9 protein-coding genes are annotated in these 15827 nt (G+C 69.9%); 6 read left to right on the top strand and 3 right to left on the bottom strand.

What is annotated here, in order from left to right:
• Positions 1-5: 5 nt before the first annotated feature.
• From AC29IT_RS02795 to AC29IT_RS02785, 3 genes are all read right to left on the bottom strand, one after another.
• Positions 6-845 (bottom strand): alpha/beta fold hydrolase, encoded by an 840-nt coding sequence (locus AC29IT_RS02795; RefSeq protein ID WP_488217698.1) that lies wholly within the window; start codon positions 843-845, stop codon positions 6-8.
• A gap of 77 nt (positions 846-922) precedes the next feature.
• The gene (locus AC29IT_RS02790) at positions 923-1972 is read right to left on the bottom strand and encodes an aldose 1-epimerase family protein (protein WP_488217697.1); all 1050 of its coding nucleotides are present in this window, start codon (positions 1970-1972) and stop codon (positions 923-925) included.
• A 236-nt stretch (positions 1973-2208) separates the two neighbouring features.
• The gene (locus tag AC29IT_RS02785; RefSeq protein ID WP_488217696.1) at positions 2209-3948 is read right to left on the bottom strand and encodes a glycoside hydrolase family 2 protein; all 1740 of its coding nucleotides are present in this window, start codon (positions 3946-3948) and stop codon (positions 2209-2211) included.
• Positions 3949-4364: 416 nt separating this feature from the next.
• Here AC29IT_RS02785 and AC29IT_RS02780 point away from each other — a divergent pair, with 416 nt between their 5' ends.
• From AC29IT_RS02780 to metH, 6 genes are all read left to right on the top strand, one after another.
• Positions 4365-6089 carry an AMP-binding protein gene (locus AC29IT_RS02780; protein ID WP_488217695.1) on the top strand — a complete coding sequence of 575 codons (1725 nt, stop codon included), beginning with the start codon at positions 4365-4367 and terminating at the stop codon, positions 6087-6089.
• Positions 6090-6328: 239 nt separating this feature from the next.
• The gene (locus AC29IT_RS02775; protein WP_488217694.1) at positions 6329-6976 is read left to right on the top strand and encodes an MSMEG_1061 family FMN-dependent PPOX-type flavoprotein; all 648 of its coding nucleotides are present in this window, start codon (positions 6329-6331) and stop codon (positions 6974-6976) included.
• Between the two features lie 930 nt (positions 6977-7906).
• Positions 7907-9616, top strand: coding sequence for a glycine/sarcosine N-methyltransferase (locus AC29IT_RS02770; RefSeq protein ID WP_488217693.1), 1710 nt, complete (start codon positions 7907-7909; stop codon positions 9614-9616).
• A 132-nt stretch (positions 9617-9748) separates the two neighbouring features.
• Positions 9749-10951 (top strand): methionine adenosyltransferase, encoded by a 1203-nt coding sequence (gene metK / locus AC29IT_RS02765; protein WP_358442519.1) that lies wholly within the window; start codon positions 9749-9751, stop codon positions 10949-10951.
• Between the two features lie 141 nt (positions 10952-11092).
• Positions 11093-12067 (top strand): carbohydrate kinase family protein, encoded by a 975-nt coding sequence (locus AC29IT_RS02760; protein ID WP_358442521.1) that lies wholly within the window; start codon positions 11093-11095, stop codon positions 12065-12067.
• Positions 12068-12167: 100 nt separating this feature from the next.
• The gene (gene metH, locus AC29IT_RS02755; RefSeq protein ID WP_488217692.1) at positions 12168-15761 is read left to right on the top strand and encodes a methionine synthase; all 3594 of its coding nucleotides are present in this window, start codon (positions 12168-12170) and stop codon (positions 15759-15761) included.
• Positions 15762-15827: the final 66 nt, after the last annotated feature.

Below are 15827 nucleotides of genomic sequence, written 5' to 3'. Positions count from 1 at the left end.
TCCGCTCACTCGTCCTGGTGGGCGATGAGGTGCTCCAGGACGAACCGGGTGAGCTCCTCGGGCGCCTGCTCCGGGACCCAGTGCGAGACGTCCTCGACCATCTCGAACCGGTAGTCGCCGTCGACGTGCTCGCCGGTGGCCAGCGCCGCCGTGGAGCCGAGCGCGTTGTCCTCGGTGCTCCACACGTACAGCGTCGGCACCTGGATGCGGCCGATGGGACCGGCGAACTTGGCCGCGCGGTACCAGTTCAGCGCCGCGTCCAGCGCGCCCGGTTCGGTGAAGCGCTGCACGTACTCCTCGACGTGCGTCTCCGGGATCTTGTGCTCGTAGATCCGCCGCAGCCGCCGCGCGCCGTCCTCCAGCAGCTGCTTGTCGGAGCCGGAGCGGCGGAACACCTGCATGTACTCGGAGTGCCGCTGCTGGTCCTCGTCCTCGCGCAGCGCCTGCGAAAACGCGTCGAGGTGCGGCACGGACACCGCGGTGAGCGTGCGGACCCGCTCCGGGTGCGCCGCGGCGACCGACCAGGCCACGGCCGCGCCCCAGTCGTGCCCGACCAGGTCGAAGCGGTCCCAGCCGAGCCGGTCGGCGATGGCCAGCACGTCGCCGATCAGCTCCTCCATCCGGTAATCGGCGACGTCGGCCGGGCGGACGCCGGGGGAGTAGCCGCGCTGGTCGGGCGCCACGGCGTGGCAGCCCGCGCCACCGAGCACGGCGAGCTGCTCGCGCCATTCGATGGCGGCCTGCGGGAAGCCGTGCAGCAGCAGGACGGGGCGGTCGCCTTCGGCGCCGGCGCTGAGCGCGTCGAAGGTGCCCGCGGGGGTGGGGATCTGGATGTAGTCGGCCACGACTGCACTGTAGGACTTCGGCCGCCGCCCCGGTCCGCGCGGTGGCGAGCGGTGCCACCGCGCGGTCGGGCGGCGGGCTACTCGGCGAGCCGGTAGCCCCAGCTGCCGCGGTGCTCCTGCCCGGGGCGCAGCACGATCAATCCGTCACCGGTGACGAAAGCGTTGGGGGCGCACGTCATCGGCTCCACGGTGAGGCCCGAGCGCGCGGGCCGGTCGGCCTCCGGCGAGTCGTCGGTGTAGACCTGCAGGTACCCGTGCGTGCGGTCCACCCACAGCTCCACGTCGCTCCCGTCGGACCGTCCGAATCGGACGGTCGCGGTGCCGTCGGCGTCCCGGGCGAGGTCGGTGAACGCGGTGTCCAGCACCGTCGACCCGATCGGCCGCGCCGCGCGGAAGTCGTACTCACCACCCGCGACGGGGGAGGTGCCGGTGGGCAGCAGCCGGTCGTCCACCTCGTAGTAGGTGTCCGCGGGCAGCTGCAGCACCAGCTCGTCGATGGTGCCGGTGCCCGCCGCCAGGTAGGTGTGGTTCGCGGTGGCGAACGGGGCGTCGCCGGAGCCGATGTTGCGCGCGGACAGCGTGCTGCGGAACCCGCCGCGCTCCAGGGCGAACTCGATGCGGAACGCCAGCTGGAACGGGTAGCCGTAGTGCGGCGGCAGCACGTGCTCCAGCACCACGCGGTCCCGGCGGTGCTCCACCGGGCTCCACTCGGTGAAGCCCATCAGGCCGTGCAGCGCGCAGTCCCGCTCCGGCTCGTTGATCGGCACTTGCAGCTGCTCGCCGCCGAACTCGTAGGCGCCGCCGTCGATGCGGTTCGCCCACGGCAGCAGCGTCTTGCCCTGCCAGCCTTCGCCGAGCTCGTCTGCGCCGTGGGTCAGCAGCATCTCGGTCCCGTCGACCTGCCAGGACAGCATGGTGGCCGCCACGCCCGCGACCACCGCGGTGTGCCGCCCGTTGCGCAGCTCGTAGAGCCTGCCGTGCATCGACGCACCGCCCGCCGGGGCGGCCGCCGCGCGCCGGCCACCGGGCAGCGCCCCGGTGAGCGCCGCCGCCCCGGCCGCGGCCAGCGCCGCACCGCCCAACGTTCGCCTGCTCCACCTGCTGGGGGCACCGTGCTCCTGGGACATCGTCGTCCTCCTCGGTCGCGGGAATTCGCTGCTGCGGTGGGAAGAACGCCCCGGCCGGTAGTGGGGTACCGGCCGGGGCGTCGTCGTGCGCGGGGTGGTCGAGGCGAGCACGCCCCGGGCGAGCACTCCTGGTCGATCAGCGCTGATCGACCGTTCCTCGATCGCTCGCCCTCCGCTCGTCCACCCTCGGTCCGTCACCTTCGGCGCGTCACCTCCGGTTCGTCACCGTCGGTTCGTCACGGGGTGCCCGCGTCGATCACGGCCCGGTTCGCGGCGCGCACCGCGTCCAGGTCCGGCTTGAGGATCTGCCGGTCGTAGGTGAAGAAACCGTTCACCTCGTTCTCCACATCGGTGGTCTGGGTGTAGACCGACGCGGACAGGCCCTTGTCCCGGATGATGTCCACCAGGTCGTCGTGCACTTCCTGGTAGCGGCGGGTCAGGTCGGCGCGGGTGTCGACGATCTCGTACGACGAGGGCTCACCGGGCCACAGGTGCCCGTCCTCGATGAGGCCCAGCCCGCCGTACTCGCCGTCCACCGAGGCGCGGTCGCCGGTCACGTCCGGCGCGCCGGGGCCGACGTAGGTGTGGTCGTCGTAGATGTGCCCGGCACCGGTGTCCGGCAGCGAGTCGCAGCAGTTCACGCCGCTGGCCGGGTTCACCAGCCGGGTCGGGTCCTGCGCTTCGACCTGCTCGGCGATGCGGGCGGTGTCGAACTCGCCCCAGCCCTCGTTGAACGGCACCCAGGTGACGATCGACGGCGAGTTGTGCAGCTGGTCGACGATGTCGGCGGCCTCGGCCTCGAAGTTCGCCTTCGCCTCGTCACCGGGCGTCTCGCCGCTGAGCAGCGCGGGGATGTCCTGCCACACCAGCAGGCCCAGCTGGTCCGCGTGGTAGTACCAGCGGGCCGGTTCGACCTTGATGTGCTTGCGCACCATGTTGAAGCCGAGTTCCTTGGTCTGCTCCAGGTCGAAGCGCAGCGCCTCGTCGGTCGGCGCGGTGTAGATGCCGTCCGGCCAGTAGCCCTGGTCCAGCGGGCCGTGCTGGAACAGGATCTTCCCGTTCAGCGCGAGCCGCGGCCTGCCCTGCTCGTCGTCGACGAGCCCGATGGAGCGCATCCCGGCGTAGCTGCCGACCTCGTCGACGGGCTGCCCGTCCTCGCCGAGCAGCCGCACCTGCACGTCGTAGAGGTACGGGTCGTCCGGCGACCACAGGTGCGGGTCCGGCACCTCGAGGCGCAGGTCCTGACCGGCTTCACCGGTGGCGGTGGCGACCTCCGCGCCGCCGTCCCGCTCGCTGAGCACGGCCTCGACGCGGCCGCCCTGCGAACCGTCGGCGCGCACGGCGAAGCTGTTCGACGCCAGGTCCGGGGTGATGTCGAGGCCGGTGATGTGCGAGTCGGCGACCGGCTCCATCCACACCGTCTGCCAGATGCCGGAGGCGCCGGTGTACATGATCCCGCTGGGGTCGTTGCGCTGCTTGCCGACCGGGAACGGGTTGTCCTCGTTGCGGTCCTCGACCGCGACGGTCAGCTGCTGCGGGCCGTCGCCGGTGAGCGCGTCGGTGACGTCGGCGCTGAACTCGGTGAAGCCGCCCTGGTGGGTGGCGACCTCCTGGCCGTTGACGCTGACGGTCGCCTTCTGGTCCACGGCGCCGAAGTGCAGCAGCACCCGCTGGCCGGACCAGTCGGCGGGCACCTGGAACTCGCGGTGGTAGAGCAGGTGGTCGTCGTGGCGCTGGATGCCGGACAAGCCGGACTCCGGCGGGTAGGGCACCAGGATCTGCTCGTCGGTCTCGCTGGGCGGGGTGTCGGATCCGGCGAAGTCCCACAGCCCGTTGAGGTTCTGCCAGCGCTCGCGCGTGAGCTGCGGGCGCGGGTAGTCGGGCAGGGCGTTGTCCGGGCCGACCTGGTCGGTCCACGGAGTCGCCAGCGGCGGGTCCTTCGGTTCCCATGCGGCGGGTTCGGCCTGAGCGGGCATACCGGTGACGGTAGCGAGCATGGCGGCGCCGATCAGAGCGCCGACGCGGAATCGGACTAGTGGTCGGCGGGTCAACGCGCGGCGGTGCACGTGGCCTCCTGGTGGATTCGAACCGGTGGGAGCGGGGGCCGGTCGAGTCGGCTCGTGCCGATCAGTGCAGCCCCCAGGTGTCGTGGATCGCGCCCACGCCCCCCGAGACGGCGAAACAGGACGAAAGCGAAGCCACAACAAGCAACAAGAATGACCACGACCGCACGTGAAGTCAACGGCACCACCCGAATGCCCGCGCATCGGACCAGCGGCATGGATCTGATCGGGTGTGCCGGTTAAGTTGGTCCGGCGCGCCGGCGATCGTCCGAACGGGACGGTCGGCGCACGCGCGGCACGTGCAACCGGTGGTCGAGGAGGACGCGGACGTGACCGAGCAGACCGATGCGGGCAGGGCGGCAGCGGGACCCGGTGGCGTCGAGTTCCTCGCCGCCCGCGATCTGCTGCTGAGCACGCGCGAGGACTACGCCGCGGCCAGGGACGCGTTCCGCTGGCCGCGCCCCGCCGAGTTCAACTGGGCGCTGGACTGGTTCGACACCATCGCGGGCAGGCAGGACCGGACCGCGCTGTGGATCGTCGAATCCGACGGCTCCGAGCGGAAGTTCTCCTTCGGCGAGCTCTCCCGCCGCTCGAACCAGGTGGCGAACTGGCTGCGCGAGCTCGGCGTGGCCCGCGGCGACCGGCTGATCCTCATGCTCGGCAACCAGGTCGAGCTGTGGGAGACCATCCTCGCCGCGATGAAGCTCGGCGCCGTGATCATCCCGGCGACGCCGCTGCTGGGGCCCGCCGACCTGCGCGACCGCGTCGACCGCGGCGCCGCCGGGCACGTGGTGACGACCTCGGCGCACGCGCCGAAGTTCGCCGACGTGCCGGGCGACTACACCCGGATCGCGGTCGGCGGCGCCGAGGGCTGGCACGCCTACGCCGACAGCGCGACCGCCGCGGAGGCGTTCGAGCCGGACGGGCCGACCCGGGCCGCGGACCCGCTGCTGCTGTACTTCACCTCCGGCACCACCGCGAAGCCGAAGCTGGTCGAGCACACCCACGTCTCCTACCCGGTCGGGCACCTGTCCACGATGTACTGGATCGGGCTGGAACCGGGCGACGTGCACCTGAACATCTCCTCGCCGGGCTGGGCGAAGCACGCGTGGAGCAACGTGTTCGCGCCGTGGAACGCCGAGGCGACGGTGTTCATCTACAACTACGAGCGCTTCGACGCCGCCGCCCTGCTCGGCGAGATGCAGCGTTGCGGCGTGACCAGCTTCTGCGCCCCGCCGACGGTGTGGCGGATGCTCATCCAGGCCGACCTGACCGCGCTGCGCACCCCGCCGCGCAAGGTGCTGGGGGCGGGCGAGCCGCTGAACCCGGAGGTGATCGAGCAGGTCCGCCGCGCCTGGGGCGTCACCATCCGGGACGGCTTCGGCCAGACCGAGACCAGCGTGCAGGTCGCCAACACGCCCGGCCAGGAGCTCAAGCCCGGTTCGATGGGGCGGGCGCTGCCCGGGTTCGAGGTGGCGCTGATCGATCCGGCGACCGGGCAGGAGGCCGCGGAGGGCGAGATCTGCCTGCGGCTGGACCCGCGGCCGGTGGGCCTGATGACCGGCTACGCCGACGACGCCGAGCGCAACGCCGAGGTGCTGCGCGGCGGCTACTACCACACCGGGGACGTGGGCTCGCGGGACGCGGACGGCTACATCACCTACGTGGGCCGCACCGACGACGTGTTCAAGGCCTCCGACTACCGGATCTCGCCGTTCGAGCTGGAGAGCGTGCTGCTGGAGCACGAGGCGGTCGCCGAGGCCGCGGTGGTGCCGTCCCCGGACCCGATCCGGCTGGCGGTGCCGAAGGCGTACGTGGTGCTGGCGGCGGGCTGGGAGCCGGGGGAGGCCACGGCGCTGGCGATCCTGCGCTTCGCCCGCGAGCACCTCGCCCCGTACAAGCGGATCCGGCGGCTGGAGTTCACCGAGCTGCCGAAGACGATCTCCGGCAAGATCCGCCGCGTCGAGCTGCGCACTCGCGAGGAGGAGATCCACGCGGCGCCGTCCCCGGCCGGGGAGTACCGCGAGGAGGACTTCCCGGACCTCAAGTCCTGACCCGTTCGCCGGGCGGCACCGCTGGTCCGTCCGGCGCACCGGTGTCCCCGCATTGACGACCGCGCGCCCGCACCCGTTCCGGGGGCGGGCGCGCGGCGTTCGGCGGCGGGCCGACTGCTCCACCCGGCCCGGTCGGAGCGGCCCCCGGTCGAGCCGGATCATGGCCCGCTCGCGGTGAGTTAGGGTAACCTAACAAGTGGTCCCGGGGGTGGGATCGCGCCGACGACTGGGGAGACGACGTGAGCGGACGCAACGGCATCGAGGCGGACTCGGACGAGGTGGGCTCCGAGGAGCAGCTGCGCGAGATCGTCGCCGAGCCGCACCGGGTCATCGCGGAGAAGGCGATCGACCACGTCGACGAGCAGTCCGCGCTGTTCCTGCGGGCGTCCCCGTTCTTCGTGCTCGCCACCACGTGCCCGGACGGCTCGATGGACGTCTCGCCGCGCGGTGATCCGCCCGGCGGCGTGCTGGTCGTCGACGAGGGGCGCGCCCTGGTGTTCGCCGACCGCAAGGGGAACCGGCGGCTGGACAGCCTGCGCAACGTCCTGCGGCACCCGCAGGTGGGCATGCTGTTCTTCGTCCCCGGCTCGAACGACACGATGCGGGTGAACGGCACCGCCACCATCCTGCGCGGCGGCCCGCACCTGGCGGAGCTGGCGGTGGACGGCAAGCGCCCGGACCTGGCGATCCGGGTGCGCATCGACGAGCTGTACCTGCACTGCGCGAAGGCGTTCCTGCGCTCCGCGCTGTGGGATCCGGCGAGCTGGCCGGAGCGCGGCGCGGTCCCGAGCGCGGGGCGCATCGCGAAGAGCCAGGCGGGCAGCCGGATGCCGGAGTCGGTGCTCAACGCCGCGCTCAAGCTGGACGCCCGCTTCCGGAAGTACTGACGCCCGGCGCGGACACGTCCGGCGGCGCCCAGGCGGGCGCACCGCATTGCGCGGGGCGGCGGAATTCGGGTGAGTCATGTCTCCGCCTGAAATCCGCCGCCATTCGTGGGAATCAATTCAGAATTCGTCGAATTCGTCCCCCGCGCGGTGCGCGGCCGGTGGGTCGGCGAGTGCGGGCCGCGGTCGGGGCTGCGCGGCCGAGCAGGTGGCGGCCGGGCGGGGGATGGGGGATCCGGCGGGCTCGGCGCGCGTGTGCGCTGCGGCGATGGTCCGATCGGTGGAGCGGGGCCCGGAGCAGGGGCCGAGCGCGGAGAGTGCGGAAAATCCGGAAAAACCGTGTCGGGGGCTAGCGCTGCGGGGGCTGGCATCGTAACATCCTGAGCTCCCCGGACCGATGTCACCGGCGTAAAAAGGGAAATCGGTACCCGCCGCGAGCCCCGCCGCCGAAGTTTTGTGGGCATTCGCGGTTGCGCTATTCGCTGTTGTCGTGGTAAGTGCTGCGTACGCGATACTACACACATCGGCGCTGCGGTGCACTTATGCGATCGTGACATGCCGCAAAATGGGGAAGAAAAATCGCTGGTGGCAGCGCATATTTTTACCCTGGGTGACGGCACGAATCACGCTTATATCCCATTGACGTGATCAGCGTCACACCTCTGCACGCTTGCTTCGGCAACTCATTCGAATAGTTTGGTTACTCGACGCACGGATTTCGCGTCGAGCGCCGGTCGGCAATGGAGCGGGCCGAGTGCGACGACTGGCGTAGGTGCGCGGCCTGAATTCTTCGGCCGCCCACGCCGGCGCGTAGGTGTCGCCTTTATTCGAGCGGCGACCCCGCACGACCGCGAGTTGATCTCGACGAGGCGGATTCGCGCGGACTGAGTGGTGCATGAGGCGCATGACCAACGCGAGTGGTGGGAGTGAAGCATGGCCAAGAGCGTGGACGACCTGGCTCAGCACGGTGAACGCGGTGGAGCGGCCGAGGACTCGGCCGAACTGGTGGCCCGCGAGGAGCAGGTCTTCGGCGACAACCCGTTGGAAGTGCGCGAATCCGACCATTACACCCACGAGTACGTCGGCGGCTTCGTCGACAAGTGGGACGACCTGATCGACTGGAAGAAGCGCTACGAGAGCGAGGGCCGCTTCTTCATCGACCAGCTCAAGGCCCGTGGTGTCGAGTCCGTGCTGGACGTCGCCACCGGCACCGGGTTCCACTCGGTGCGCCTGCTGGAGGAGGGCTTCGAGACGGTCAGCGCCGACGGCAGCCCCCAGATGCTGGCCAAGGCGTTCAGCAACGGCCTGACCTACGGCGGGCACATCCTGCGCGTGGTGCACGCCGACTGGCGCTGGCTGAACCGCGACGTGCACGGCGAGTACGACGCCATCATCTGCCTGGGCAACTCGTTCACGCACCTGTTCTCCGAGCGGGACCGGCGCAAGGCGCTGGCCGAGTTCTACGCGATGCTCAAGCACGACGGCGTGTTGATCATCGACCAGCGCAACTACGACGCGATCCTGGACGACGGGTTCTCCAGCAAGCACACCTACTACTACGCGGGCGACGACGTCTCCGCGGAGCCCGACCACGTCGACGAGGGGCTCGCCCGGTTCAAGTACACCTTCCCGGACAAGAGCGAGTTCTACCTCAACATGTATCCGTTGCGGAAGAACTACGTGCGGCGACTGCTGCGCGAAGTCGGATTCCAGCGGATCGACACGTACGGCGATTTCCAGGAAACCTACGCGGACCAGGACCCGGACTTCTTCATCCACGTGGCGGAGAAGAACTACCGGACCGAGGAGCAATTGGCGGACGTGTATTCCACGGCGGTGCACACCGCTCGGGATTACTACAATTCCGAGGACGCCGACAATTTCTACTACCACGTGTGGGGCGGCAACGACATCCACGTCGGCCTCTACAACACCCCGGACGAGGACATCGACGCCGCGTCCCGGCGCACCGTGGAGCGCATGGCGAGCAAGGTCGAGATCACCCCGGAGACCCGGATCCTCGACATCGGCTCCGGCTACGGCGGTGCCGCCCGGTACCTGGCGAAGACCTACGGCTGCAAGGTCGCGTGCCTGAACCTCAGCGAGGTGGAGAACGCCCGCAACGTCCAGTTCAACGAGGCCGCGGGACTCGCCGACCTCATCGAGGTCAAGGACGGCTCCTTCGAGGACATCCCGTTCCAGGACAACGCCTTCGACCTGGTGTGGTCCCAGGACGCGATCCTGCACAGCGGCGACCGCGAGCGCGTGCTGGAGGAGGTGGCCCGGGTGCTGAGCAAGGGCAGTTCGTTCGTGTTCACCGACCCGATGGCCGCCGACACGGCCCGCAAGCGGGACCTGGGTCCGATCCTGGATCGGCTGAACCTGGACACTATGGGTTCGCCCGGCTTCTACCGGCGCGAACTGGCCCGCCTGGGCCTCCAGACGATCGACTTCGAGGACCTCAGCTCGTACCTGCCCGTGCACTACCAGCGGGTGCTGGACGTGCTGGAGAGCCGCGAGTCCGAACTGTCCGACCGCATCGGTGAGGAATATCGCACGAAGATGAAGCGAGGCCTGCGGGCCTGGGTGGACTCCGGGAACGCAGGAAGCCTGGCATGGGGCATCATCCACGCCCGTGCATGATCATCAATCGTGCGTACGGTCGGCTCCGCTGGGCCGGTCGGCGGGGTGCCAGTGAGTGGACACTCATGACATCCGTGTCACGAGTGCGCAAGGATCGAAGCAGCCAAAGAAGCTGAGAGGTGAGGTTGAGCCGTGAGTGAGATCAACCGCAGGTTGTTCACCAGTGAGTCCGTGACCGAGGGGCACCCGGACAAGATCTGCGACGCGATCAGCGACTCCGTGCTGGACGCGATGCTGGCCCAGGACCCCCGTTCCCGGGTGGCGGTGGAGACCCTGGTCACGACCGGCCAGGTGCACGTGGCCGGTGAGGTCACCACCGACGCCTACGTCGACATCCCGTCCATCGTGCGGGAGAAGATCCTCGAGATCGGTTACGACTCGTCGTCGAAGGGCTTCGACGGCAACTCCTGCGGCGTGAACATCGCGATCGGCGCGCAGTCCCCCGACATCGGCCAGGGCGTGGACACCGCCCACGAGAGCCGCGTCGAGGGCGTCATCGACGAGATCGCCAAGCAGGGTGCCGGCGACCAGGGCCTGATGTTCGGCTACGCCTGCAACGACACCGACGAGCTGGCGCCGCTGCCCATCACGCTGGCGCACCGGCTCTCCCGCCGGCTGACCGAGGTGCGCAAGGACGGCACGCTGCCGTACCTGCGGGCCGACGGCAAGACCCAGGTGACCATCGAGTACGCCGGGGACCAGCCGGTGCGGCTGGACACCGTCGTGCTGTCCACCCAGCACGCCGAGGACATCGACCTCGAGAAGACGCTGACCAAGGACATCAACGACAAGGTCATCGCGCCCGAGCTGGAGCGCGTCGGCCTGGACACCTCCGACCTGCGCCTGCTGATCAACCCGACCGGCCGGTTCGTGGTCGGCGGTCCGATGGGCGACGCGGGCCTGACCGGCCGCAAGATCATCGTCGACACCTACGGCGGCATGGCCCGCCACGGCGGCGGTGCCTTCTCCGGCAAGGACCCGTCGAAGGTGGACCGCTCCGCGGCCTACGCGACCCGCTGGGTGGCGAAGAACGCGGTGGCGGCCGGGCTGGCCGGGCGCATCGAGGTGCAGGTCGCCTACGCGATCGGCAAGGCCGCTCCGGTCGGGCTGTTCGTGGAGACCTTCGGCACCGAGAACGTCGACCCGGTCAAGATCCAGGCCGCGATCAACGAGGTGTTCGACCTGCGTCCGGCGGCGATCATCCGGGACCTGGACCTGCTGCGCCCGATCTACGCGCAGACCGCCGCCTACGGCCACTTCGGCCGCAGCGACGTCGACCTGCCCTGGGAGAACACCGATCGGGCCGCCGCGCTCAAGAGCGCAGCGGGCATCTGATCGACTAGTGCGGACGAACGCACGGGCTGCCACGGGGCGCGGTACTGCCGCGCCCCGCGGCCCGGTGCGCCCCAGGAATCGAGAAGTTCTCAAGGCCGGTGGCCGACGATGTCGCCGGCCGGCCGAGAAGGAGTTGTTGCAGTGCGGATTGCGGTGACCGGGTCGATCGCCACCGACCACCTGATGTCCTTCCCGGGCAGGATCGCCGAGCAGCTGATCGCGGACCAGCTGGAGCAGGTGTCCCTGTCCTTCCTCGTCGACGAGCTGGAGGTGCGTCGCGGCGGGGTCGCGGCGAACATCACCTTCGGTCTCGGCAAGCTCGGAGTCACCTCGCTGCTGGTCGGCGCCGTCGGCCAGGACTTCGAAGAGTACCGCGCGTGGCTGGAACGCCACGGAGTGGACACCGCTTCGGTGCACGTGTCCGAGACCAAGCACACGTCCCGGTTCCTGTGCACCACCGACCAGGACTTCAACCAGATCGCCTCGTTCTACCCGGGCGCCATGTCGGAGGCCGCGCAGATCGAGCTCAAGTCCGTCGCGGACCGCGCGGGTGGGCTGGACCTCGTGGTGATCTCCGCGAACGACCCGGACGCGATGGTCAAGTACACCGCGGAGTGCCGGGAGCGCGGTTACTCGTTCCTCGCCGACCCCGGCCAGCAGCTGGCCCGGATGGACGGCGAGTCGGTCCGCGAGCTGGTCCGCGGCGCGCGGTACCTGTTCACCAACGAGTACGAGCACGGCCTGCTGCTGCAGAGCACCGGCTGGAGCCACGACGAGGTGCTGGCCGAGGTCGGCGCCTGGGTCACCTCGCTGGGCGCCAAGGGCCTCAAGGTCGAGTCGGCCGACGCCCCGACCTTCGAGATCCAGCCGCCCAAGGAGAAGCAGAAGGGCGACCCGACCGGTGTCGGCGACGCCCTGCGCGCCGGCTTCCTGGCCGGGCTCTCCGGCGAGCTGAGCGTGGAGCGGTCCCTGCAGCTGGGCTGCACGCTGGCCACCGTCTCGCTGGAGACGGACGGGCCGCAGGAGTACGACGTCGAGCGCGAGTCGTTCCTCGCGCGCATCGGTGAGGCGTACGGCGACACCGCCGCCGCCGAGATCGGTTCGAAGCTGCGTTGAGTTCCCCGGGGCGGTGTCCGGGGCGGCGGTTCCCGGCACCGCCCCGGCGAGCACACTGGGGTTCGGGCGTGGCGCAGGTAGCGTGGGAAGAGGCAGTTGGATGAATGGGGTCAACACGAACGGCGGCAACGGCTCGGGGCGTGATCCGAGCGGATTCTTGACCGCGCTCAACGAGCGCGTGCTCGTCGCGGACGGCGGCATGGGTACCGCGTTGCAGGGCTACGACCTGTCGTTGGACGACTTCGCGAACCTCGAAGGCTGCAACGAGATCCTGAACGAGACCCGGCCGGACGTGGTCTCCGGGGTCTACCGGGGCTTCCTGGAGGCCGGTTCGGACGCGATCGAGTCCAACACCTTCGGCACGAACCTCGCCAACCTCGGCGAGTACGGCATCCCGGAGCGCATCCGCGACCTCGCGGAGAAGGGTGCCCGGCTGGCCCGCGAGGCCGCCGACGAGTACGCCACGAAGGACAAGCCGCGGTTCGTGCTCGGTTCGATGGGGCCGGGCACCAAGCTGCCCACCCTCGGGCACGCGCCGTACGCGGACCTGCGCGACGCGTACGTCGAGAACGTGCTCGGCATGATCGACGGCGGCATCGACGTGGTGCTGGTGGAGACCTCCCAGGACCTGCTGCAGACCAAGGCGGCGATCGTGGCCGCCAAGCGCGCGATGGAGCAGACCGGCCGGTGGCTGCCGATCATCGCGCAGGTCACCGTGGAGCAGACCGGCACCATGCTGGTCGGCTCCGAGATCGGCGCCGCGCTGACCGCGCTGGAGCCGCTGGGCATCGACCTGATCGGCATGAACTGCGCCACCGGCCCCGCCGAGATGAGCGAGCACCTGCGGGTGCTGGCCCAGCACGCGCAGATCCCGATCTCGGTGATGCCGAACGCGGGCCTGCCCGAGCTCGGCCCGAACGGCGCGGTGTACCCGCTGCAGCCGGACGAGCTGGCGACGGCGCTGGCCGGGTTCGTCACCGACTTCGGCGCGCGGCTGGTCGGCGGTTGCTGCGGCACCACCGGCGACCACGTGCGGGCCGTCTCCGAGGCGGTCGCCGAGCTGACCCCGCAGGCGCGCACCCCCGAGGTGATCCCCGCGGTGTCCTCGGTGTACCAGTCGGTGCCGTTCGAGCAGGACGCCAGCATCCTCAACGTCGGCGAGCGCACCAACACCAACGGCTCCAAGAAGTTCCGCGAAGCGATGCTCGACGGCCGCTACGAGGACTGCGTGGAGATCGCGAAGGCCCAGACCCGCGAGGGCGCGCACATGCTCGACCTGTGCGTGGACTACGTGGGCCGCGACGGCGCCGAGGACATGCGGGAGCTGGCGAGCAGGCTGGCGACCGCCTCCACGCTGCCGATCATGGTGGACTCCACCGAGGCCGCCGTGCTGCAGGCCGGGCTGGAGCACCTCGGCGGGCGCTGCGCGGTGAACTCGGTGAACTACGAGGACGGCGACGGGCCGGACTCGCGGTTCCAGAAGGTGATGGCGATGGTGCGCGAGCACGGCGCCACCGTCGTCGCGCTGTGCATCGACGAGGAGGGCCAGGCCCGCACCGCCGAGTGGAAGCTGCGGATCGCCGAGCGCCTCATCGCCGAGATCACCGGCACCTGGGGCCTGGACGAGTCGGCGATCATCATCGACTGCCTCGTCTTCCCGATCACCACCGGTCAGGAGGAGGTCCGCCGGGACGGCATCGAGACCATCGAGGCCATCCGGGAGCTCAAGCGCCGCCACCCGCGGGTGCAGACCACGCTGGGCCTGTCCAACGTGTCGTTCGGCCTGAACCCGGCCGCGCGGCAGGTGCTGAACTCGGTGTTCCTCAACGAGTGCCGCGAAGCCGGCCTGGACTCGGCGATCCTGAACGCGTCCAAGATCCTGCCGATGAGCAAGATCGACGACGAGCAGCGCCAGGTCGCCCTGGACCTCGTCTACGACCGCCGCACCGAGGACTACGACCCGCTGCAGAAGCTGATGCAGCTGTTCGAGGGCAAGACCGCGTCCTCGGCCGGTGCCTCCCGCGCGGAGGAGCTGGCGAAGCTGCCGCTGTTCGAGCGGTTGGAGAAGCGCATCGTCGACGGCGAGCGCAACGGCCTGGAGGCCGACCTCGACGCCGCCATGCAGGAGAAGGCGCCGCTGCAGATCGTCAACGAGCACCTGCTCGCGGGCATGAAGGTCGTCGGCGACCTGTTCGGCTCCGGGCAGATGCAGCTGCCGTTCGTGCTGCAGTCCGCGGAGACGATGAAGACCGCGGTGGCCTACCTGGAACCGCACATGGAGAAGGACGACTCCGGCGGCAAGGGCAAGCTGCTGCTGGCCACGGTCAAGGGCGACGTGCACGACATCGGCAAGAACCTCGTCGACATCATCGTGTCCAACAACGGCTACGACGTGGTGAACATCGGCATCAAGCAGCCGGTGAACGCCATCCTGGACGCGGCGGACGAGAACAAGGTCGACGTGATCGGCATGTCCGGCCTGCTGGTGAAGTCCACCGTGATCATGAAGGACAACCTGCAGGAGATGAACGAGCGCGGCATCGCCGACAAGTACCCGGTGATGCTGGGCGGCGCGGCGCTGACCCGTTCGTTCGTGGAGAACGACCTGGACGAGATGTACCAGGGCGACGTGCGCTACGCGAAGGACGCCTTCGAGGGCCTCAACCTGATGGACCGGCTGATGGCCATCAAGCGCGGCGACTCCCCGGAGGTCAGCGAGGCCGAGGAGGCGAAGAAGGCCGAGCGCAAGGAACGCCACGAGCGCTCCAAGCGCATCGCCGAGAAGCGCAAGGCCGAGCAGGGTCCGCTGCCCGACCTCTACGACGACTCCATCCGGTCCGATGTGGACGGTGACGCCCCGGTGCCGACCCCGCCGTTCTGGGGATCGCGCGTCATCAAGGGCGTGCCCACCGCCGACTACCTGGCGCTGCTCGACGAGCGCGCCACGTTCTTCGGCCAGTGGGGGCTGCGCGGCGCCCGCAAGGGCGAAGGGCCGTCGTACGAGGAACTCGTCGAATCCGAGGGCAGGCCGCGGCTGCGCTACTGGATGGACGAGCTGGCCACCGCGGGCATCCTGCAGCATGCGGCGGTCGTCTACGGCTACTTCCCGGTCGTCACCGAGGGCAACTCGGTGATCGTGCTGGACAAGGAGGAGCCCGACGCCCCCGAACGCGCCCGGTTCACGTTCCCGCGCCAGCAGCGCGACCGCAGGCTCAGCCTCGCCGACTTCTTCCGCACCAGGGAGAAGGCGCTGGAGACCGGGCAGGTCGACGTGCTGCCGATGCAGCTGGTCACCATGGGCCAGCCCATCGCCGACTACGCCAACGAGCTGTTCGCGAAGAACTCGTACCGGGACTACCTGGAAGTACACGGCATGGGCGTGCAGCTGACCGAGGCGCTCGCCGAGTACTGGCACCGCCGGGTGCGGCGGGAACTGCTGTGGTCCAGCGGCCGCGCGGTGTCCGAAGAGGACCCGTCGGACGTGACCGAGTTCTTCAAGCTCGGCTACCGCGGTGCCCGCTACTCGTTCGGCTACGGCGCCTGCCCCGAGATCGAGGACCGCGCGAAGATCGTCGAACTGCTGGAGAGCGAGCGCATCGGCGTGGAGCTGTCCGAGGAGTACCAGCTGCACCCGGAGCAGTCCACCGACGCGATCATCGCCCACCACCCCGAAGCGAAGTACTTCAACACATGAGGCCGCCCGCGCGGGCCTTAAGGTTGATCACCGGCGGTCCGCGCGCGTGCCGCGGAAACCCGAGCA

The organism is Saccharopolyspora sp. MMCC62 (assembly GCF_057736575.1).
The sequence above is the reverse complement of the archived record's forward strand: the minus strand, read 5'-3'. Positions and strand labels throughout refer to the sequence as shown.

Bases quoted from the DNA above. Each gene is read 5' to 3' on its own strand.
- AC29IT_RS02790 (WP_488217697.1), bottom strand. From the start codon at position 1,972: ATGTCCCAGGAGCACGGTGCCCCCAGCAGGTGGAGCAGGCGAACGTTG.
- AC29IT_RS02785 (WP_488217696.1), bottom strand. From the start codon at position 3,948: ATGCCCGCTCAGGCCGAACCCGCCGCATGGGAACCGAAGGACCCGCCG.
- AC29IT_RS02770 (WP_488217693.1), top strand. From the start codon at position 7,907: ATGGCCAAGAGCGTGGACGACCTGGCTCAGCACGGTGAACGCGGTGGA.
- metH (WP_488217692.1), top strand. From the start codon at position 12,168: ATGAATGGGGTCAACACGAACGGCGGCAACGGCTCGGGGCGTGATCCG.